Genomic DNA, 20700 nt, shown 5'->3' with positions numbered 1-20700 from the left:
AATGGACTTTTTTGAGCAATACTGTTGTTTATTGGGTAATTTTGGGTTTTCCAGACAGGGTGAATTTATAATGAGATGAGCCATTTGCAGCAGTCCTTCACGGTTCGATTCGCGTACAACGTTTTCTTTACCGAAAAACTTTTCAGCATAACCAATCCATTACTTGCCGATTTTCTTACTCAACAGTCTAACGAAACGCGAAAAAAGATTCTGTTCGTGATTGATTCGGGTGTTACGGCTACACATCCTAACCTGTTATCCGACATTAAAACGTATTTTAAACAGTATGCCGATGTTGTTGAACCTGTAACAGATCTGCTCGTTATTCCGGGTGGTGAAGTAGCGAAAAACGACCCCGCTCTGGTTGAACAGATCGTCGATGCTGTCGATCGTTACGGTATTGACCGGCATTCGTACGTGGTGGCTATTGGTGGCGGATCTGTTCTCGATATGGTAGGCTATGCCGCGGCAATAGCGCACCGGGGTATTCGTCATATTCGCATTCCGACAACGGTTCTGTCGCAGAATGATTCAGGAGTGGGTGTGAAAAACAGCGTCAATTATCGGGGTAAAAAAAATTTCCTCGGCACGTTTGTACCACCCATAGCCGTTTTCAATGATAGTCAATTTCTGACAACTCTCGACGATCGCGACTGGCGTGCGGGTATCTCCGAAGCCATTAAAGTAGCCCTCATTAAAGACGCTAGGTTTTTTGACTGGATTGAAGCCAACGCCGAAGCCCTTGCCGCACGGGAAATGGCACCGATGGACTATTTAATCCATCGGTGTGCTGAAATGCACCTCCAACACATTGCCGGGGGCGATCCGTTCGAGATGGGCTCATCGCGGCCGCTGGACTTTGGTCACTGGAGCGCGCACAAACTGGAGCAACTGACTAATTTTGAGTTGCGACATGGCGAAGCTGTAGCCATTGGTATTGCGCTCGATAGCCTTTACTCGCAGCAGCTCGGCTGGCTCACCGACGCGGACACCGCCCGAATTCTGAAAACGTTGCGGACACTGGGCTTTTCGCTCTATCAGCCAATGCTCGACGCCGACAACAGTGCCGGTGTCCTGAAAGGACTTGCCGAATTCCGGGAGCATCTTGGCGGACGGCTTACCATTATGTTATTGCAGGGAATCGGAAAAGGCGTTGAAGTCCACGAGATTGACGCCGAAATGGTTCGTCAGTCCATCGCTATCCTGAAAGAGCAGGAGCAACACGTTCAACTCGTATGAAAACACCGCTTGGCCACCTCGGCTACTGCACAAACATCCATCCGGGTGAAACGTGGACCGACCATTTTGCCGCTCTACAGCAGGCGATTCCAGAACTGAAAAAACGATTATCGCCCGATGCACCCTTTGGTATTGGTCTGCGCCTATCCAACATAGCCAGTGAAGAGTTGGAGATTCCTGAAAATCTGGTGGCGTTTCAACACTGGCTGGCCAGTAATGATTGCTACGTATTTACGATGAATGGGTTTCCGTTCGGCGGCTTTCATGATACGGTCGTTAAAGATCAGGTCCATGCGCCCGACTGGACCACCGAAGCGCGGGTTGAGTATACCAAACGACTATTCCGGATTCTGTCGGTACTATTGCCCGTCGATGAACTGGGTAATGCCATTCAGGGTGGCGTTTCGACATCGCCCCTGTCGTATCGGCATTGGTTTGAATGGGAGCAACCAGCCGCCCGTGATTATATTTTCTCACAAACGACCCAGAATGTACTTGAAGTTGTCGCCGAATTAATTCAACTACGAAAGCAAACGGATCGGTTAATGCATCTTGATCTGGAACCTGAACCCGATGGCGTTATTGAAACCGCTGACGAGTTTATTACCTGGTTCACCGATTATTTGCTGCCAATGGGTATTGAGCAACTGACGGGGCAGTTTGGCCTGACCGATGAAGAAGCCGAAGCCCGTATTTGCGAACACGTGCGTCTGTGCTATGACGTTTGCCACTTTGCCGTTGGCTACGAACGTCCGGCCGATGTGCTGGATAAATTAAAAGAATATGGCCTGCGTGTTGGTAAAATCCAGATCAGTGCAGCGTTAAAAGCTGAATTCCCCGAAGCACCTGAAGGCCGCGAGGCTGTACGAAAGGCATTCGAGGAGTTCAACGAACCAACCTATCTGCATCAGGTGGTTGCCCGAAGCGGATTCGGACATGCCAGTTCGGGAGCGTTACTACGATTCCGGGATTTGCCGGATGCTCTGGCAGCCCTCAACGATGATCATGCCGAGTGGCGGGCGCACTTTCATGTACCACTTTTTGTCAATAATTATGGCGTGCTCCAATCGACCCAGGACGATATTCTGGAAGTATTGAAACTACAGGCGGAACGGCGATTTACGAATCAGCTTGAGGTCGAAACGTATACATGGGGCGTATTGCCCGATGAGCTGAAAAAAGAACTGGTTGACTCGATCGAGCGAGAAATTCAGTGGGTTATTGAGAATACTAAATGAAGCTTGATTAACGGATCTCTCTGATCTAAAACAAACCTGAAAATCGTTTATACACAGGACTTTCTCAAAAAGCCGTGCCACGGTTACCTATCGGGGTAAATCAAACCGTGGCACGGCTTTTTGAGAAAGTCCTGTTACAAAAAAACTCAGCCGACCAGTTGGCTGAGTTTTTTTGTAACGCTATGCGGCAATAAAATTAGAACAGATTCGGATAATCGGAGATAATACCATCTACGCCAAGCTTGGCAAGGCTCTCGATCTCGGCTTTTGTATTTACCGTCCAGGGAATAATCACCATTTTCTGCTCATGGCAGGCTTTGACGGTTTCACTCGTTACCGTTTTATAATATGGGCTATAAGCATACGGAGTGAAGCCTAATGCAGCCATATTATCTGCCAGTGATTTTGTGTTTGCCGTCAGATAAGACAGGTTAACCGCTGGATATTGCTTGTGAATCAACTGCAAGGGTCGAACGTCAAAAGACTGTATGGTTAACCGTTTGCCCAGATTCCTGCTTTTGCAGACGCTGAGAACAAGATCGACAAACTCCTGCGGGGCAGGATGGTGCACACCATCGGTGGCCGGCATTGATTTAATCTCGATGTTGAACATGGGCAGGGGCAATCCCTTTGCTTTCGCATACGCATCGACAGAATCGATCAATACGGAAAGCAGCGGTTTATAAACCGCCAGCTTCTGTTGCTGAGTAAATTCAGGATGTGGTTTACTGCCTACATCGAATTTCTTTATCTCAGCATAGGTTAGCTGGTATAAATTAATCGTCTTTTCTTCGGCAGCGGTAACCGGCGTTCCATCTGGTCTTAACGCAATGTGCGAAGACATGTAGGTGTCGTGCGATACCACGACCTGCTTGTCTTTTGAGATTACAGCATCCAGTTCCAGCGTCTGAACGCCCAGATCAAGCGCTTTTTTCATCGCTGGAATTGTGTTCTCCGGCATCAGCCCCCGGCACCCCCGATGGCCCTGCCGATCGAAGTTACCCTGAGCTACCAGAATGTGGGAGCACAGGAGGAGGCAGAACAGTCCAATCGCTTTACTCCTCGCTGTTTTTGCCATTAGAAGCTGTAGCGTAAGCCAATCTGGAGTTGGAATGGATCACCCGATGGCGTAGGAACACCCGCGGTGTTGACTCGATAGACAAACTGTTTGTTGACGCTGTCAAATCCGGCAACGGCAGGTGTCGTAGCGGTTGCCGGGATACCTAAGGCATAGAGGGCCTGGCTTCCCAACGACTGGTTTACACCCCAGGCTTTCTTGAGCAGGTTGGTGAAATTGAAGATATCGACCGACAAATCGAAGCTGTGGGTTTTGTATAATCGGAACCGTTTACTAGCTCTTACGTCAAATATGCCGTAGAAGCTATTGATGCCACCATTTCGTTGCGCTATTTTTCCGGAATACTGATTGATATAATCTTTTATGCTCTGACTTGCATTCGGATTGTCCATAAGAGCCTGTAATCCGGTCTTTATGTTCGTCGGAACGCTCTCGTTATTTTTATCGAAGATAAAGGCAAGGTCGTTGTTTCCGGCAACGAAGTCGGCATTGCTGTTTGCTCCTGACAGTAGTGAGTATCGGGTTCCACCAATACCCGAATAACGAACGCCAACCGTGATACCATAGAACGAAGGAAACGTTCCATAAACGACTACTTTATGGCGGAATTGGTTGTCGGAATACGTAATCTGGCTTAGATTCCGCGGATCATCCTTCACCGGCAACGACAGGGTAGCCGTGTTGGCTACGTTTCCGTTAAATGAGGTATTGTCTTTAGTGTCATTCCAGGTATAGCTTGCCGAAATTTCGCCATCCTTAAGATACTGGTAGGTAGCATCGACAACAACGGCAAACTGATTGACCTTGCCCTGGCTGTTCAACTCCAGTACGCGGCCTAATTTCTGACTGACGCGCCCCTGTAACCAGTCACCAGCGCCGTTGGCAGGCATGCTACTGAGTGGTACATACACCCCGCGATTATCTTCGTTGGCTAATCGAAAATAGGGGTCAGTTGCCATATTCCGATCGACGTACATGTAGTTATGTCGACCCAGCGTTGCAAAACCAGCAATGCCAACCTTCAGCTTATCGGTTAAGTAACGGCTATAGGATAGGTTTGCCTTGTAGAGAACCGGCACTCGTGCATCTGGACCATTCATATTGATGGTTGGCAACTGAAAAGCTGCCAGACTGGGGATGCTGCTGTAATTCTGGCGGTAGGCCAGAAAATCAGGTGTTGGAATATTCGGGGCCCGCACATCGACCGTGGCCAGATGCTTCCCGTCAAACGTCAGGTTATTAATCAATACATAGTTGTTGATGTCTGACGCAAAAACACCGGCACCAAAGCGAACAAAGTCGGTATGCTGTTCATTCACATCCCAGGTTAGTTGCAAACGGGGCTGTACCACAAATGACTTGATTCGGTTATCGGTGCGTAGTTTAAGTTCATCATAAACCAGCTGATTCAGTGGAGAGGTTGGGTAATGGGCGTAGTCGACGCGCAAGCCAGCGGTCATTTCCAGGCCCAGCGCTAGTTTGGTACTCATTTGACCGTAAATTCCCGCGTTCAGAATATTGCCAACTACGGTCGGGTCGTCGACCAGCGGCACTTCTCGGTAATAGCGATACGGTTGCAGCTTTTCAAATTTATCCAGTGCCGTCAGGCCAGCCGCAGCATCGACTGTATAATGGAAACGCCCGTTTACTTCGCTACCATAAAGCGATTTGGCGTGAGTATACATCAGGTCGAGGCCAAATGTGTACTGAACCTTATCGGTATTGTAGTACAGATTATCGACCAGTTGTAACACATTATTTGTAAAACCCTCCTGAGCGAACCGGTGTCCACCCATCTGGATATTGGTCGATTTCGTGGAGCCGTCAATGGTCGACGTAACGTTTTCTACGATGGCTCTTGGAATATTGGCCGCCGGTAACTGGTCGCCAGGGCTGCTTTTCTGATAGGTATACAGGTGTTGAACCTTTAACTCATTGGTGAGCCGGGGACTGATGGATGTACGCAAACTGGCCAGCAGGCTATTGTCCATGTTGTAATCATTTCCGTACGACTCATAAATGTTAATCGCCGTATTGTCCTGCAAGCCCAGCTTATTGCGATCGCTGGTGAAGTTATTCCGAACCGTTAACAGATTGCGGTCATTGATCTGCCAGTCGATACGGGCAAATGCGGCATCAGAACCCCGTTTCTTGTCGAACGTGCCATACTGGGGAGTGTTGGCAACCCCGTATTTACTGCGGGCTATATCAACGAATTTATCAAGAGTGGCTTTCGTAATGTTAAACCGGCTTTCGTCGGCTGGCGATTGTACATCCGCGATTATCAGCGGTCGTGAATCCTGCTGGTGATCCCATACAACGAAAAAGTGCAATTTGTCTTTGATGATCGGGCCGCCCAGCGAAAATCCGTACTGATTTGTCGCAAATTTATTGACCCGATTATTACCACGGATGTCATAAGGACTCGCTAACCAGTCGGCACGCGTGTAATTAAAGGCGCTACCACTTAGTTTGTTGGTACCTGCCTTGGTTACCGCACTCACCGTTCCACCCCCACTACGGCCATAGGTAACATCATACTGGTTCGTTACGACTTTAAACTCACGAACCGCTTCAATCGAAATCGAATAAGGAGCCCCGCTTCGGCTGGTCGTTGAACCCGCCGAAGTTGGGTTTTTGGCGTTCATACCATCGATCGTATAATTGGTAGACGAACCGAGCTGACCCGAAATATTTCCCCCTCTACTTAAAGGGGAGAGATCCATCAAGTTCGTGAAATTACGGCCATTGACCGGAAGTGCGGCAATTGACTTGGCTGAAATTGCCGTGGCCGCTCCCAGGTTCTCCGTTTTGTTTTTCAGACCAGAAGCCACAACCTGTACCACCTCAAGCGTTTGATTGTCTTCCTGCATAGCCAGGTTTACCCGAACGGCATCTCCCTGGTTAAGTGCATAGCCGGTTCGCTTTTGTTGACCGTAGCCCACAAACGTAGCGAGTATGGTATAGGGCCCTCCCAAAGGAAGCTCTTTAAAGGAGTATTCACCCTTAGCATTGGTTACTGTTCCCGTCGTAAAACCGGTTGATTCGTTCCGAACCTGAACGGTAGCTCCCGGAAGAGCAGCGTTCTGCTTTTCGGAGATAATGCCCGAAATAGATGCCTGGGTGGTTTGTGCTAGTGTTTTGCCGATGAGGAAACAACTCAAAAATAGGAGTAAAGCACTGGAAAGTAGGTATTTTTTCATTTAGCAACAGGAGTATTTTCTGTTGCAAAGAGAGCGCAATGCCTTTAATTTAATTTTAATTTCCTTTTACTTAATTGTTACTATTTCATAAGCTTTGTCGTCATTTTTTTAACATTGAACCTGCCGTATCGTTACCAAGGGAGTAGATTATACATTCAGGATTGTTATGCAGACACAGCGATAAATCTGCCTTTAAAATCGACTATAATCCTCAATTTAAGGAAAGAACCGATAATTTTACAGTTGATTCTTCACTTTTCAGTAAGCCATGCAAAAGACCGTAGTACTCGACGTTGTGGGATTGTCTTATTCGCTGATTGGCGAACATACTCCCTTTCTGAAACAGTGGTTTGCCAGCAAGCATCAGGCAACAATTGATCCCATGCTCCCGGCGCTGACAACGTCGGTGCAGTCTACGTACGTAACGGGCAAATGGCCAAGCGAAACGGGTATTGTCGGCAATGGCTGGTATGACCGGATCGATTCGGAGGTCAAATTCTGGAAGCAGTCGAATAAACTGGTCGCAGGCGAAAAAATCTGGGAACGGGCACGAAAAGTCGACCCAAATTTCACCGTTTCGAAAATGTTCTGGTGGTACAACATGTACTCTACCGCCGATTTTTCGGCTACACCCCGTCCGCAATATCCGTCTGACGGTCTGAAAATACCAGACTGCTACACGCATCCCGGCGACCTTCGCGATAAACTACAGAAAGAATTAGGTACGTTTCCGTTATTTCAGTTTTGGGGACCCGCAACAACGATTAAATGTACGCGCTGGATTGCCGATGCATCCATGCTTGTCGATCAGTGGCACAACCCGACGCTTACCCTGATTTATTTACCGCATCTGGATTATTGTCTGCAAAAGTTTGGACAGGATTTCTCGAAAATTGCCAATGATCTTCGGGAAATCGATGACGTATGCCGCGACCTGATCAACTATTATGAGAAGCAGAACGCTGAGGTGATTGTGCTTTCGGAATATGGAATTACCAATGTCAGTAAGCCGATTCACATCAATCGAATCCTGCGCGAAGCAGGCATGATTCGTTATCGGGAAGAGCGGGGTTTGGAGATGTTCGATGCCGGAGCGTCGCCCGCGTTTGCTACACCCGATCACCAGATTGCTCATGTCTATATCAATGATCCATCGGTATTTGGCAAAGTCCGGTCATTGCTGGAAAGCACGCCGGGTATCCAGCTTGTATTGGATAAAGAACAGCAAAAGGAATACCATATTGATCACGAACGCTCCGGCGACCTGGTGGTTATGGCTGATGCGGATAGCTGGTTTACCTATTATTACTGGCTCGACGACGCCCGAGCACCCGATTATGCCCGATTAGTAGCCATTCACCAGAAACCGGGCTATGACCCGGTTGAGATGTTTATGGACCAGACAAACCCATTGATAAAACTCAAAGCAGGCTATAAGTTAGGCCGTAAATTACTCGGCTTCCGGTATCTGATGAACGTTATTTCACTCGATGCGACGCTTATCAAAGGTTCGCATGGACGTGTAGGTACAGCGCGTGAGTACCATCCCGTATATGTAAGCAGTCGGAACGTTGGAAATTCATTGGTGGCAACGGATGTACACGATCAGATATGGAATACGATCTCAGCAGGAGTGCTTGAAAAACAGACGAATTAACTTCTTGGTTATTCAGACGAAAGGACGTAATTTAACTCTATGAAAGCCCTCGTCGCTCTTGCCCTGCTCGTCTCTGCCTGTACGTCGAACCGGCTGCCGAAGGTGAACGCCCCGGCCGACGGTGCCGAATATTATTTGCCGAGCCAGCCCACTTATGCGCTCCAGTCGCGTATTTTGCCTGACCCTCATGGTGGGCTTGGGCATTCGCAGGACCCGGATATTAAGGTGACGGATATTCGTCTGACAGCAACGTATACGGTCCTGTATCTTACGTATGGTAAGGATAAGAGTGACCGTAATTTCAGTTATATGGGGTCGAGTAGCATTTCATTTAATCCCAAGGCCGTTCTGGCGTCATCAGATGGCAAACGAACGTATGCACTTCTAAAAACTGAAGGTATCCCAACGTCACCACAGACTGCAGAGATAAAGAATGACGAAAGATTACAATTTATTCTCTATTTCGAGCGATTAGATAAAGGCGTTGAGTCTTTTGATCTGTTTGAATGCAAAAGCGATAACGAAAATTCCTGCTTCAATGTAGCCGGAATGACGATTCAGAATCCAGTCGATTCGGGAGCGCAACCGCCGAAATAATCAATCTTTTAATTTTGATGGCATACTGACTTTTCGCGATCAGACGTTAGAAGTATATTGATTTAGTATAGTTAAATGAGTAATATGCCGTTTTTTGCCTCTCTTCAACATCGTTTACGCGTACCCTTTCTTTCCGCTTTTTTAATTGCCTGCTTATTCCTGATAAGCTTGGTGGCACTTGCCCAGGTTACTTTAAAATACCGAATGCTGAATGGGTATTTTCTGAGTAATGATGCACCCGTCAACAAAGGCAAACCGACGCTGTTTGTGTTCGAACAGGCCGAAACTTTTGAAAAAGTGTTTAAACCGGCAACTACCATGAGCAAGCGCCCCGATGTGCCGAATTTTAACAAAGAAATGGTTGTCGGTATTGCATTACCCGCTACGAATAAACCTCCCAAATTATCGATCAGCCGAGTATTTGTGCAGGATTCGGTAATGACTATTCGGTATATACGCATGGCTGATACCACGCTTAACAAGACTCCGCTATCGTTTACCACCCAGCCCATGTTGCTTGTTGCTTTACCAATACAGTCAGTATTGAGTACCCGGCTGGTTGAGAATGGGAAAGTGGTATTGACGCTTAAAAAACAGGATGATTAGCCACCTCCTGGCTAAGGGACGTTTCAATAAGTTAGCTACGATCGACGGAGCGCACTTACCTTTCGTTTAAAACTTTATCATTTTCAGCTTGTTATAAACTTGTTGAACCTAAACTTTTATATACGATTCCCGACAACCAGCCCCCTTTATGGGAGTTGGTTGTTTTGTTAACCGGTCTGTTTCAACGTTGCAGTTGTTATTGTTTAATGGAAGCGCCGATATAGTTTTTGGCTTATCGGTCAGAGCCCTACTACGCTTACGCCTATCAATTTAATGACCGGGGCGCGTCCCCGAACGATTCTGCCAAATTTGTAACTTTTATTTTATAGCAAATAGCTGAAGGCTGCTGATTAAGTAGTGGCTACTTGCTGTCAGCTTAATAAAGCGTTTATTAATTGGTATTAATCTAAATTACTCGGCCAGTTTGTAGAGATGCTACTCAACAAAATAGAGATAATGCCCGGAAAGCAATTAATTGGTGTATGTTAATTAATGAAAGTATTTGATAAATAGTGAAACAGTTTTTCAATTGCCAGGCGATATAATACAATTGTCCAAATCGTTACCGGTACGATTTACTCCAGCTTAGGGGTGTATTGATGGCAACAGCCATTGTATAATTAAAGCAGTGTTATTGTACGTGTTATTTTTCGCGGTTTTCTGGTCTTGATCTTGAACTCCCTAACTTCTGCCTCCAGACCATTTGATACTTTAAGCGTATAATCGCCCTCAATCAATTCCATTAGGTTCAGACTAAGCCGGACGGTTGTATCGACTGGAGCCATTGTTTTTTCAAACAACACATTGCCTCTCAGATCAAGAAGGTGAACATAAACCTGACCCCCCAACTCTTTATTGACGTTAACTCGCAACTTGGTGCTATCGGCCGATATATAAGATGCCATCTGATAGCGGGCCAATTTTGTAGGGCGGGGACTTTGCGCTATTGTTTTTTGGATAGGAGCAACGACCAGGACAAGGCTCATATTGAAAGCGAATACCATGGAACTCATGAATGATTTCATAGTAGTAGAGTGAGAAAAGAGGTTGGGAACTTGCTTTCTTATAGTGATGCCCTAAAGACGAATCAGTATTACAATAGCTTGGTTTATTGGTTTGAGTGGTTTCTTTTGTCCATGAGTGGTAATAACCTGTAGACGATGATCTCTCATTGGCAATAAAAAATAAGGGCGGTCAGCCTAAACAGCTGACCGCCCTCAATAGATGCTTGTTAATAGGTATCGGGCGTTCTTATTGGATGACCGCCCGGAATGGCTTGCTTCATTTAAGCGGATGATAATCTAAGCGAAAGGCCTACTACAGAATTATTTTGATGGAGCCGGATATAGTCGATCTTCGTAGTCGTGCAAAAGCCGGGCAACTCGATCCATGTGAACTATTTCTTCATGGGTCAATTCGGCGTAGGGCCGTTCAAGGAGCTCAGTTAGCACATCCCATAATTCCAGATAAACTAATTTTTCATTCTTTCTACGAGCCTCTTCTGCTTTTACTAGCAGGGTTTGGTTTACTAGTGCATTTGTGTTCATAGTTTGAAAGCATAGTGTTTGGTTTTGTCTTAAACTAATATCAAAAACAATGCTATACTTTTCAGATAGACGGGAAGGGTTTATTATTTCTTTGATAATCGTAACAATGAAAGGCTGTAAGCCTGTTTTTTCGGCAATTGGTTACTTTTTTTCATTTCAGCAGGGCTTTCACTTAGCAAGGATAACTAGCTCTGACAGGTATTGCTTTCTCATTGACTGGTTTGGTGCGAATCTGCTGAATCACAATTCTTTATGGCTGCTTCTGAATTGCCGTTACCGAAAACAAAAGTTACCTTTTATCTCCGGCATTTGGTCCTGAACAGTGCCTGTTATTTTCTTTAGGACTTGCCGCCTGACGAAAGGTGGAGATTGTTAAATGAAGATTGGTAGTTTCTCAAATTTTCTGCTTTTAAGTAAACCAGGCTTTTCATTTCAACCGTTCACTAAGTAGTGATGATGGTTGGCAAAAAGGCCGGACAAATACAATAATACAGTCTATAGAACCTGGCGATAGCCGCCTGAAACCCTCAACTTGCATGCATAGTTTCAACATCAATCGTCGCCGTTTTCTTCAGGGGACTACGGCTTCACTTGCCCTTAGTACGTTTGGAGCCAGAGGTTTGGATCTGATTAATCCCGCAAAAACGCTCCGTGTGGGTTTAATCGGAACAGGGTGGTATGGTAAAAGTGATTTATTTCGACTGATTCAGGTAGCACCGGTTGAGGTTCTGGCGCTCTGTGATGTTGACAAAAACATGATGGCTGGGGCGGCAAAACTTGTAAGCCAACGCCAGAAGTCAGGCAAGACCCCTCGCCTATATGGTGATTATCGGAAAATGCTGGCTGAAAATGAATTTGATATTGTGCTGATTGGTACGCCCGATCACTGGCATGCCCTGCAAACAATCGATACCATAAAAGCAGGCGCTAATGTATATGTACAAAAGCCAATTAGTGTAGATGTTATGGAGGGCGAAGCGATGGTAGCGGCTGCCCGTAAATACAATAAGGTTGTGCAGGTTGGTACACAGCGCAAGAGCACTCCTCACCTGATTGATGCAAAAAAGAATATTGTAGACGCTGGCTTACTGGGTAAAATATCGCACGTAGAAATGTGCTGTTATATCCACATGCGTAACAATGCTAATCCTCCTTTACAGCCAGTGCCCGATTTCCTGGATTACGAAATGTGGACTGGCCCTGCTCCTTTGCGTCCCTATGATGGCCTGCCGCACGTACGCTGGTGGCGTACCTTTATGGAGTATGGCAATGGGATCACAGGCGATATGTGCGTCCATATGTTCGATACGGTTCGCTGGATGCTAAAGTTGGGGTGGCCCAAGCGTATCAGTTCCACGGGGGGTATTTATGTGCAGAAAGAAGGGAAATCAAATATTTCTGACACACAGTCTGCCTTATTTGAATACGATGGCCTGAACTGTGTCTGGCAGCACCGGACTTGGGGAACGCCCAATAACCCTAATTATCCCTGGTCGTTTACGCTATATGGCGACAAAGGAACGTTATGGGCCAGCACAATGGCCTACGATTTTATTCCTGAAGGAAAAGACGGGCAAAAGATTCACAAAGATGTTGTCTATGAAAAAGAGAAATATCCGGAGGATGTGACTGAGCCGACGGAGCCTAAAATTGAATTGAATGCGGCTCCTGCCACACGCCTGCACATGCTTAATTTTCTGGATGCGATCGATAAAGGCACCCGCCCGGTAGCAGACATTGAAGAGGGACATATATCGACTGCCAGTTGTATTCTGGCCAACCTGTCCATGAAAACCGGACGGCCAATTGTCTATGATCCTCAGAAGCGCGAAATCGTTGGCGATCGCGAAGCGAATGGGCTTCTTGTTCGGCCTTATCGTCAGCCCTGGGTACACCCAGACCCTACTAAAGTGTAGAAGATACTAATTGGGGTAACTGAATACTAGTGGCAGTTGCCCCAATTGCTATTTTTACCCGTTGCCATTCGACAAATTCAAGTCTCATTTATGTTGTTGAAGCAACCAGTCGTAAATGGATTTTTCTTCATAGAGATACTGAATGCCGTGGCCTTCCTTTTCTAATCGGGTAAATTTCACGCGTCCCCCACACTGCTCCAGCCGCTTAACCAACTGCTCTGTTTCGTTAATTGGAATCACGTTGTCGGCTGTTCCATGAAACGTCCAGATCGGGATGTGTTTAATTGTACACACCTGCGTTGAATCGTCGCAACCACCGCACAACGGGACAATGGCCGCAAATTTATCTGGGTACGCTACCGCCGTTTGCCAGGTTCCGTAACCACCGATACTTATTCCTGTTAAATAAACTCGTTTGGGATCAATACTATATTTCGTTGTCAACTCATCATAGAGTGGTTCAAACCAATTGTCGGTCGACCAGAATTTACCATCCGGACACTGGGGCGATGCAATGATAAACTGAAAATCCTTGCCTTTATCGACTTGTTGGGGTAGGCCGTAGGTCTTGAGTTTCATTAAGTCATTGCCCCGTTGAGATCCACCATGCAGATAAATGATCAGCGGATAACTGGCTTTGGTTGCTGCATAATCGTTGGGCAAATAAAGCAGGTAATTATATTTTACTTTAGACTTCGCTTTCGACGCTGGCTGTGAATAACCAGCATAGCTGAGGAAAAGGAGTATGACACAGAAAATAGGCAGGAGTGTGCGTGAAGACATGATTGCAGTGATCAGGCGCAAAGATTAGCAATTTCTTCAACCAGTCTTTAACTCTAATCCAGAATAGATCAGTCTTAAGTTGAAGAAAAATACACTATTAAAACGATTGGTCAATTAGCCGTCAGATGATTGCTGACACGGACAAACTCCGCCGGAAAGACTAATCGGAATGTGGTTCCCTGGCTTAGTTCGCTATCGACCTCAATTGTTGCGCCCAATTTTTCGGTAAGTGCTTTTACGATGGATAAGCCTAAACCCGATGAACCTTCGTTGTTGGTAGGCTGGGCCGATAAGCGTTGAAAACGCTTGAATAATTTCATACGATCGTCGGGCGAGAGACCCGGCCCTTCATCTTTCACCGCAATTGTTAGCTGGTTATCCCGTAAGGCGAGCTGAATATATATGCTTCGCCCGAATGGCGAGAATTTTACGGCATTGCTGATGAGATTGTCAAGAATACGGACCAGCGATTCGGGGTCAGAGTGTAGTAATACCGACTGGTCCGTGTGTTCGGTATGTAGCGTAATTTCTTTTTGATAAGCCTGTGCCGAGAAGCCGGATACGATGACATCGATCAGGTCATTCAGCTCGATATCTTCCATTTGCACGGGCAGATTCGAGGTGATGAGTTTGTTGAAATAAACAATACTATCGATGAGGTTGAGGCCACGTTTAATGGTTTTTTGACCATATTCGATGTTCTCGTTTTGCTCTTCGTTCAGGGGCCCATTCATGGGCAGGAAATTGAAGATAAAGCTAAGTGTAGCCAGTGGTGATTTTAGATCATGTGCAATAACGCTAATCAGGTTTTCGATTTCGCGATTGGCGTCTGAAAGTTGCTGGTTTTTATGGTATAATTCGGTTACATCATTGAATAGCCAGATTCGTCCTTTGAAATAGGGAGAAAAAATGGGCCTTGTCAGAACCGACAGAATCCGATCAGAAAATATCCAGAGCCATTCTTTGATGCTAAAGTTCGGATTATGAATAAACTCGGCAGCCGTATGGTTAATGGCATCCAGATTCAGGGCCTGGTTGCGGAGCTTCAGCATCCCCAGGGACAAGTTGGCTGGCGGTGGGCGAAGGTCGCCCTGTTCCAGATCCAGTAGCTCAATGGCGGCCTGATTGACCCAGCTTGTTTCGTCTTCTTCGTTAACAAGCACAACCGCTTGCGGAACAATGCCGAACAAAAACCGATACTGTTGTTCTAAGGCAATCCGCTGGAGCGATAAGCTACTGATCAACACTTTATCGCCAAACCGATAGAGTATATCCTCAACCTCGTCGGGCAGAATATCAGTTTGCATTTTCCAGCCGATCAGTATCCAGCCTTTAAACGTATAATTGCTTAATCGAAAGCCTGCCACCTGCCGGTAGGAGCCAAGTAATCCTTTCAGGGCACGTCTTGGCGTAAAGTTAGGATCGAAAAAAAAAGAGTTTTCCTGCGTAAGATCGTTTAGTTGTGCTGGATTGAGCGGTAATGCAGCTGATTTTGCCAAACTGGAAAATTGTACAGTAGCTGTCCACTCATCGCGTTCCTGCAAAATGTAACAGCCATCCGCATTCAGGAACGAGAGAACTTCGGCTATATAAGCTTCCTGTAGTTTCGGACCGATTTCGGTGGCTTCAATAGTGCGGAAACGTTTTTCCAGAGCTTTAAAATCAATCATAATTGATGGGCTGCCAATCTAGTCTACTAAGAAATTCGGTGTAGACGGAATATGAAATCGGTAATATATCGAGTGGTATAAAAGTGATTAATTGACAAAAGGCTTGATTGCCTGAATAACCTCTTGGGCACCACTTATATGTGGCAGATGGCCTTCTGTATTGATAAAAGTCAGTATCGCATTAGGCATATGTTTCTCCATATAATAACTTACATCAACCGGAACGGCAATGTCTACTTTGCCCTGAACCAATAGGGTCTGGTGTGGTAAACGGGTAATATCGGTTCTATGATCGGAGTAAAAAATAACTTTTGCAATTGCCAGCGCTACATCGGGACGCATCGCTGACAGAGTTTTAGCAAACGCTGAAGCAAACTGAGGACGGTCTGCATTAGCCATGACCATTGGGGCAAAACCGCTGGCCCAAGCGTGAAAATTGCTTTCCATTTGGGCGAAAAGATCGTCCAGTGACTCTGTACTAAAACCACCTACATAGTTCTCTTCGTTGACATAGCATGGCGAAGAATTTAATAACACGAGCCGTGAAAACCAGGTTGGCTCCTGAAGGGCTGCCAGCGTTCCACTCATACCACCAGCCGAGTGACCAACAAAGATGACATCTTTTAAGTCGAGCTCTTCAAATATGTCCAGAATATCGTCAGCGTATGAGTATAACTGCCGGTATTTTTTTACGTTAAAGAATGGGACAGTTTTTTCGTTGGCACCTACATAATCAAATAAAACAACCCGGCAATCGTCAAAAAATGCAGGAGCCACCTCACTCCAGGCCGTTTGATCGGTGCCAAACCCATGAGCAAACACTAATGTTTTGTCAGCTTGCTGATTGCCAAGCAGTCGTACATTATTTCTGGTGAGTATAGACATGATCGGGTTATGAAATTTGTTACTAAAATTATATTTTAATTATTTTGTAGTTTACGTTATTGGGTTTATAGTCGAAATTTATAAAAAACAACCTAATTCTACACAACAATATTCGTTAAGCTTGCATGAAAAGTTTTTTACCGATACTTAAATTGACTGGAAGGTAGGTTGACGTTAAAATAAAAAAGCAAAATGTAGCTACATTTTGCTGATATAATCAGTAGTTAAGGTGCAGAAACGCTATGAGCCCGCAACAAGTTCGGTCAGGACATCTGGATTTACCTGATGGCCGCCGTTAAAAGGGGTTATTTTCAGCCCTGGGGCATCGATCTGGAGCTGGTATAAATACCGGTCAACATTGTCTAATTGGGCAATGTATTGATCTTGTCGGCCATAAACGTAGTGTGTATCAACATTTTTGAGTTTATCGGGGTCAATCAACTCGCGCAAGCCATTCGGAAAATACCCAGCCCAAAGAATTAATCGATTAGCACGGATGTGGCTATCATTCAGCCACCGGCAGGCAGTGGCTGCGCCTTGCGAAAAACCAAGCAGCGTAACGTGCAGATCGTCGGTAGAATGGCCCTCTAAAATAAGATCATACAGTGAATTCAGATAGGCTAAAAAGTCACTGATCTCACATTCCCGATCCTCGCGTGTTAACCATGAAGCCCCAATGCGTTGATAATCATTGTCTAAATACAATCGGGATAGTCCCTCAGGTACAATTATAAGTGTCTGATCGTCTGACAGGCTGGTAAACTTGCGGCCGAAATACTGGGCTAGCTGCCCAAATCCATGAAGGCAAAACCAGATATTTTTTGTGCGGTCAGTTAAGGCGCCAATCGTGTAATAGCGGGCCGTACGCTTGACACTGAGGTGATGCTCGATCATGAGTATAGGTGCTGAACGTCTTGTTGACAGGAATTCGAACCCGGTTATTTCCAGGGAAATAGCATACAGGTTGTGGTGGCGTGTGCGTAAAGCTTGCCCTGCTCATCCACGATTTTACCTTCGGCAGTGGCTATCGTCCGACCCGCGTGGATGAGCGTCCCGATTGCCAGCACTTTGCCCGTATTGACCGTTAATGGCCGAACCAGATTAACCTTCAATTCGAGTGTCGTATAACCCGTACCGGCCGGTAAGGTTGAGTGAATCGCGCAGGCTAAAGCCGAGTCGAGCATGGTGCAGAAAACACCACCGTGAACCGCTCCGATTGGATTATAATGAAACTCCTGCGGCACGATTGAGAAGATGACCTTGCCCGCTTCGACCGATTCAAGACCCATATCGAGCGTATGGGCAATGGCGGGAGCCGGGTATTTTCCCGCCATCATGCCCAACAGATAATCCATTCCGGATAAAGTAGCGCCTATTTTCGCGCCAATCGATTGGTCTTCCCATGAATAGGTACGAGTGCGTTCTGTCTGCTCAAGTTCATTCGGTACCATAAATGCAGTTGTTCTAATTGATGAGTTATACTTAAGGAAATTGTTCAAGGGTTCGGCTGCATATCAAAGGACAAATTCTTTCCCTTTTTTCATTGCCTGCACAATTTGCCCGATGTGGTGTGAATTATGATGCATTAACCTGACCAGGGCCTGTTGACGGGTTAGTTCACCAAATGGCGACTGGAGAACTTCATTCCATTGCTCATCAATTAACCCTGAAAAAGCATCAGTCAGTATAGCCATGGCTTGCTGCATCAGGGTGTTTATCCGGTTCAATTCAATGTCGTGTCCTTCGTCGGTCATGCGTAGGGTTAAGGGTCTGAAATCGACCGGCGACTTGAACAAAAAGGCCGAAAAAAACAACATTGTTTCGGCCATATGCAGGGCGATAAATCCTACGGAGGCCGTTTCAGCGATGAGTCGATTTTTACGGTTTTCGTCGTTTAGCTTGCTAAGTGCAGCCTGAATAATCTGCTGGTGCTGGCTCCAGAGTTGGGTAAGCAGTTCGGTTTTCATAGCTTTGTGGGTAGGAGTATGGCCTGGCGGTGGTTTCTATGATTTAGCAATTAATTTTTCAGAAAGTATCGTCAGACCGCCTACCGCGTCCTGGCCAAGGTCATCGCGAACCGTCTGATTCATAACCTTCCAGATTTTGTGGCATTGTTTGGCCAGGACCGTTCCTTCGCTAGTCAGGTAAAGGCCATTCCGTAGATTGTCAGTCAGCCAGCCGTTTTTTTGCAGCAGTTGCACATCCCGGTTCATAGCCGATTTTTCGATCTGCAACAATTTCCCCAGTTGGGCCTGCCTTACACCCGGTCGTGCGAAGATATTCATCAATAAACCCGCCTGCGCCAATGTTACACCGAGCGGTGCGAAAGCTTCGTTATACCGACTCGTTACAATTCGGGCCAGCATTCTGAGCCGCCCGGCTATGCAATAATTATCAGCATCCATCGGGTAAAGATTATAAAGAAAAGTTGTATATACAACTTGGTGTTTATCAAAAATAGCAATGCATCGATGCTGTAATCCTAAACTTTGCTTTCTGGGTATACTTTCTTGTGCTGAGCGACCAGTATGGCGTATTGTTCGGGAGTCAGTATGGATTTATACTGGTGTACTTTTTCGGTTTCTACCGCAACGGCCAACACTCTTAGTTTTTGATTATTGAGCCCCGACTTTTTTAATTGTTTTACGCCCTCGTTATACTTTACAGTGGCATCGGTAATAATCTGTTTGGCTTTAGGTAGTTGCTGGTCGGTAAGCTTAAGCCGTTGTTTATCAGCTTTTAGAACCGATTTGACAATCATACCGATTGTTGCGCCATTATTTAGGAAAACAAATTTTTCGTTTTCAACGGATTTAGTCTGGTTTTCAGCGGATTTAGTCTGAGCTGATGTAAGGGTTGATAGCCCCAATAGAATAGCAAGTAGTATGCTGAGGATTTTCATTGTAGTAGCCTGGAAGAGAACTCGGTTTCAAGTGTTATAGCTTTGCTAAGATAGAGGTTTTTAAAACGAAGGGATATGAAATTTATCCTGGGCTTTTGCCCGCGCAATTGCCTGTATTCTCATCTTATGGGTGTCGGGTAGACCATGCCACGGTTCCTGGTGACGATTAATAAACCGTGGCATGGCCTACCCTGACACCCATAAGATGAGAATTGAATTTAGAAACGACTGAGATTACCCGTCACCTTAATACCCGATGTAATGAAAACTTGAAAAGGCAACTGCAAATCGGTCAAGCGTCCTGTGCTTTCATTGACTGGGGTGATGTATTGTCAATCGCTATTTCTTTCGGTGGATGCTGACTCCAGTAGGTGGCTAGTAGTGAGCCGGTTGTATTCATAATTGGGCCGAACAGGGCAGGAGCAAGCCCTACGGTAGCAACTTTGCCCATCTGCACCGCAATGCCAGATGCCAGCCCGCCGTTTTGTAACCCTACTTCAATAGCAACCGTACGGCAACTTTGCTCATCCATACCAAATAGTCGGGCCGCCCAATAGCCCAATGTGAAGCCCGTCAGGTTGTGAATCAGAACGCAGAGAGCCAGCGTCCAGCCAACCGTAAGCAGGCTGTCGCGCCCGGCCGCCGTGATAATCGCAACGATAAGTACGATGCCTGCCATGGAAAGCAGGGGCATAACGCGGTTGATCATGACGGCTGATTTGTGGAAAATACGGTTCAGAATCAGTCCGACTACTACCGGCACAATCACAATCTCGGTAATATGGATCATCATATCCCAAAGCGAAATCTGTATAAACTGCCCGGCCAGCAATTTCATCAGGGCAGGCATCAGGAAGGGAGCCAGCAACGTTGCCAGTGTTGTGATTGTGATTGAGAGGGGCACATTGGCTTTGGCTATAAAACACATTACGTTCGAGGCCAGCCCGCTCGGTGAGCAACCAATCAGCACAACACCTGCAGCAATTTCGGGGGGGAAACTAAATACGTTGGCTAAGGTAAAACCCAACAGCGGCATAATAAGAAAGTGGCATGACACGCCAATGAATACAGCTCGTGGTTGCTGAATAACGCTCTCGAAATCCTTGATTGACATGGTTGTACCCATGCCCAGCATAATGATCTGCAGCAAAGGAACAATCAGTTTTTTTAGCGGAAAACCATTGATCTCTGTGAATGGCCCCGGAAAGGTTAGCGCCACGATTACAGACACAATGATCAATGCAGTATAAATCAAATTCCGATACGACGAGCGTTCATTGGTTTCGGCTTTCATTTTATAAAATGACTGATGGAGAATAAAGAATGAACGATGAACAATTGCTGATGACGTTAAAAGCTTAATGGGCGCAAAACTTACC

19 protein-coding genes are annotated in these 20700 nt (G+C 46.1%); 6 read left to right on the top strand and 13 right to left on the bottom strand.

Features of this window, described 5'->3' with window-relative positions; translation table 11 throughout:
* Positions 1–75 precede the first annotated feature (75 nt).
* On the top strand, positions 76–1239 hold the full coding sequence (locus tag G8759_RS33135) for a 3-dehydroquinate synthase (protein ID WP_167217708.1): 1164 nt from the start codon (positions 76–78) through the stop codon (positions 1237–1239).
* Positions 1236–2477, top strand: a complete 1242-nt coding sequence (gene eboE, locus G8759_RS33130) for a metabolite traffic protein EboE (RefSeq protein WP_167217706.1) — start codon at positions 1236–1238, stop codon at positions 2475–2477. Before G8759_RS33135 ends, eboE begins: the two co-directional genes overlap by 4 nt.
* Positions 2478–2673: 196 nt before the next feature.
* Here the strand turns inward: eboE and G8759_RS33125 are convergent, their stop codons facing one another.
* Both G8759_RS33125 and G8759_RS33120 read right to left on the bottom strand, forming a co-directional pair.
* Positions 2674–3555 (bottom strand): glycerophosphodiester phosphodiesterase family protein, encoded by an 882-nt coding sequence (locus G8759_RS33125; RefSeq protein ID WP_167217704.1) that lies wholly within the window; start codon positions 3553–3555, stop codon positions 2674–2676.
* Complete coding sequence (locus G8759_RS33120; RefSeq protein ID WP_167217702.1) at positions 3555–6758, bottom strand: TonB-dependent receptor; 3204 nt, start codon at positions 6756–6758, stop codon at positions 3555–3557. The genes G8759_RS33125 and G8759_RS33120 overlap by 1 nt, the downstream gene beginning before the upstream one ends.
* 268 nt (positions 6759–7026) lie before the next feature.
* Between G8759_RS33120 and G8759_RS33115 the strand changes: the two genes are divergently transcribed.
* From G8759_RS33115 to G8759_RS33105, 3 genes are all read left to right on the top strand, one after another.
* Positions 7027–8415 (top strand): alkaline phosphatase family protein, encoded by a 1389-nt coding sequence (locus G8759_RS33115; protein WP_167217700.1) that lies wholly within the window; start codon positions 7027–7029, stop codon positions 8413–8415.
* A gap of 39 nt (positions 8416–8454) precedes the next feature.
* The gene (locus G8759_RS33110) at positions 8455–9012 is read left to right on the top strand and encodes a hypothetical protein (RefSeq protein WP_167217698.1); all 558 of its coding nucleotides are present in this window, start codon (positions 8455–8457) and stop codon (positions 9010–9012) included.
* Between the two features lie 171 nt (positions 9013–9183).
* The gene (locus tag G8759_RS33105; protein WP_232074047.1) at positions 9184–9618 is read left to right on the top strand and encodes a hypothetical protein; all 435 of its coding nucleotides are present in this window, start codon (positions 9184–9186) and stop codon (positions 9616–9618) included.
* A 620-nt stretch (positions 9619–10238) separates the two neighbouring features.
* Here the strand turns inward: G8759_RS33105 and G8759_RS33100 are convergent.
* Complete coding sequence (locus tag G8759_RS33100; protein WP_167217696.1) at positions 10239–10643, bottom strand: hypothetical protein; 405 nt, start codon at positions 10641–10643, stop codon at positions 10239–10241.
* A 300-nt stretch (positions 10644–10943) separates the two neighbouring features.
* On the bottom strand, positions 10944–11165 hold the full coding sequence (locus G8759_RS33095) for a hypothetical protein (protein WP_167217695.1): 222 nt from the start codon (positions 11163–11165) through the stop codon (positions 10944–10946).
* A 536-nt stretch (positions 11166–11701) separates the two neighbouring features.
* On the opposite strand from G8759_RS33095, the gene G8759_RS33090 reads away from it, so the two are divergent.
* Complete coding sequence (locus G8759_RS33090; protein ID WP_167217693.1) at positions 11702–13081, top strand: Gfo/Idh/MocA family protein; 1380 nt, start codon at positions 11702–11704, stop codon at positions 13079–13081.
* 84 nt (positions 13082–13165) lie between these two features.
* Here the strand turns inward: G8759_RS33090 and G8759_RS33085 are convergent, their stop codons facing one another.
* From G8759_RS33085 to G8759_RS33045, 9 genes are all read right to left on the bottom strand, one after another.
* Entirely contained in the window at positions 13166–13864 is a 699-nt protein-coding gene (locus G8759_RS33085; RefSeq protein ID WP_167217691.1) for a carboxylesterase family protein, read from the bottom strand.
* A 110-nt stretch (positions 13865–13974) separates the two neighbouring features.
* Positions 13975–15534, bottom strand: coding sequence for a sensor histidine kinase (locus tag G8759_RS33080; RefSeq protein WP_167217689.1), 1560 nt, complete (start codon positions 15532–15534; stop codon positions 13975–13977).
* Positions 15535–15621: 87 nt separating this feature from the next.
* Complete coding sequence (locus tag G8759_RS33075; RefSeq protein ID WP_167217687.1) at positions 15622–16419, bottom strand: alpha/beta fold hydrolase; 798 nt, start codon at positions 16417–16419, stop codon at positions 15622–15624.
* 240 nt (positions 16420–16659) lie between these two features.
* Positions 16660–17313, bottom strand: a complete 654-nt coding sequence (locus tag G8759_RS33070) for an alpha/beta hydrolase (RefSeq protein WP_167217685.1) — start codon at positions 17311–17313, stop codon at positions 16660–16662.
* Between the two features lie 44 nt (positions 17314–17357).
* Positions 17358–17870 (bottom strand): PaaI family thioesterase, encoded by a 513-nt coding sequence (locus tag G8759_RS33065; RefSeq protein WP_167217683.1) that lies wholly within the window; start codon positions 17868–17870, stop codon positions 17358–17360.
* A gap of 63 nt (positions 17871–17933) precedes the next feature.
* On the bottom strand, positions 17934–18386 hold the full coding sequence (locus tag G8759_RS33060) for a DinB family protein (RefSeq protein WP_167217681.1): 453 nt from the start codon (positions 18384–18386) through the stop codon (positions 17934–17936).
* Positions 18387–18422: 36 nt separating this feature from the next.
* On the bottom strand, positions 18423–18824 hold the full coding sequence (locus tag G8759_RS33055) for a MarR family winged helix-turn-helix transcriptional regulator (RefSeq protein WP_167217679.1): 402 nt from the start codon (positions 18822–18824) through the stop codon (positions 18423–18425).
* 77 nt (positions 18825–18901) lie between these two features.
* Positions 18902–19321 carry a hypothetical protein gene (locus G8759_RS33050; protein WP_167217677.1) on the bottom strand — a complete coding sequence of 140 codons (420 nt, stop codon included), beginning with the start codon at positions 19319–19321 and terminating at the stop codon, positions 18902–18904.
* 292 nt (positions 19322–19613) lie between these two features.
* A complete protein-coding gene (locus G8759_RS33045; protein ID WP_167217660.1) occupies positions 19614–20615 on the bottom strand; it encodes a bile acid:sodium symporter family protein in 1002 nt (333 codons plus the stop codon).
* Between the last annotated feature and the right edge of the window lie 85 nt (positions 20616–20700).

The sequence above is a fragment of the Spirosoma aureum genome, from assembly GCF_011604685.1.
Classification (GTDB): Bacteria; Bacteroidota; Bacteroidia; order Cytophagales; family Spirosomataceae; genus Spirosoma; species Spirosoma aureum.
This window is presented reverse-complemented; position numbering and strand designations above follow the sequence as displayed.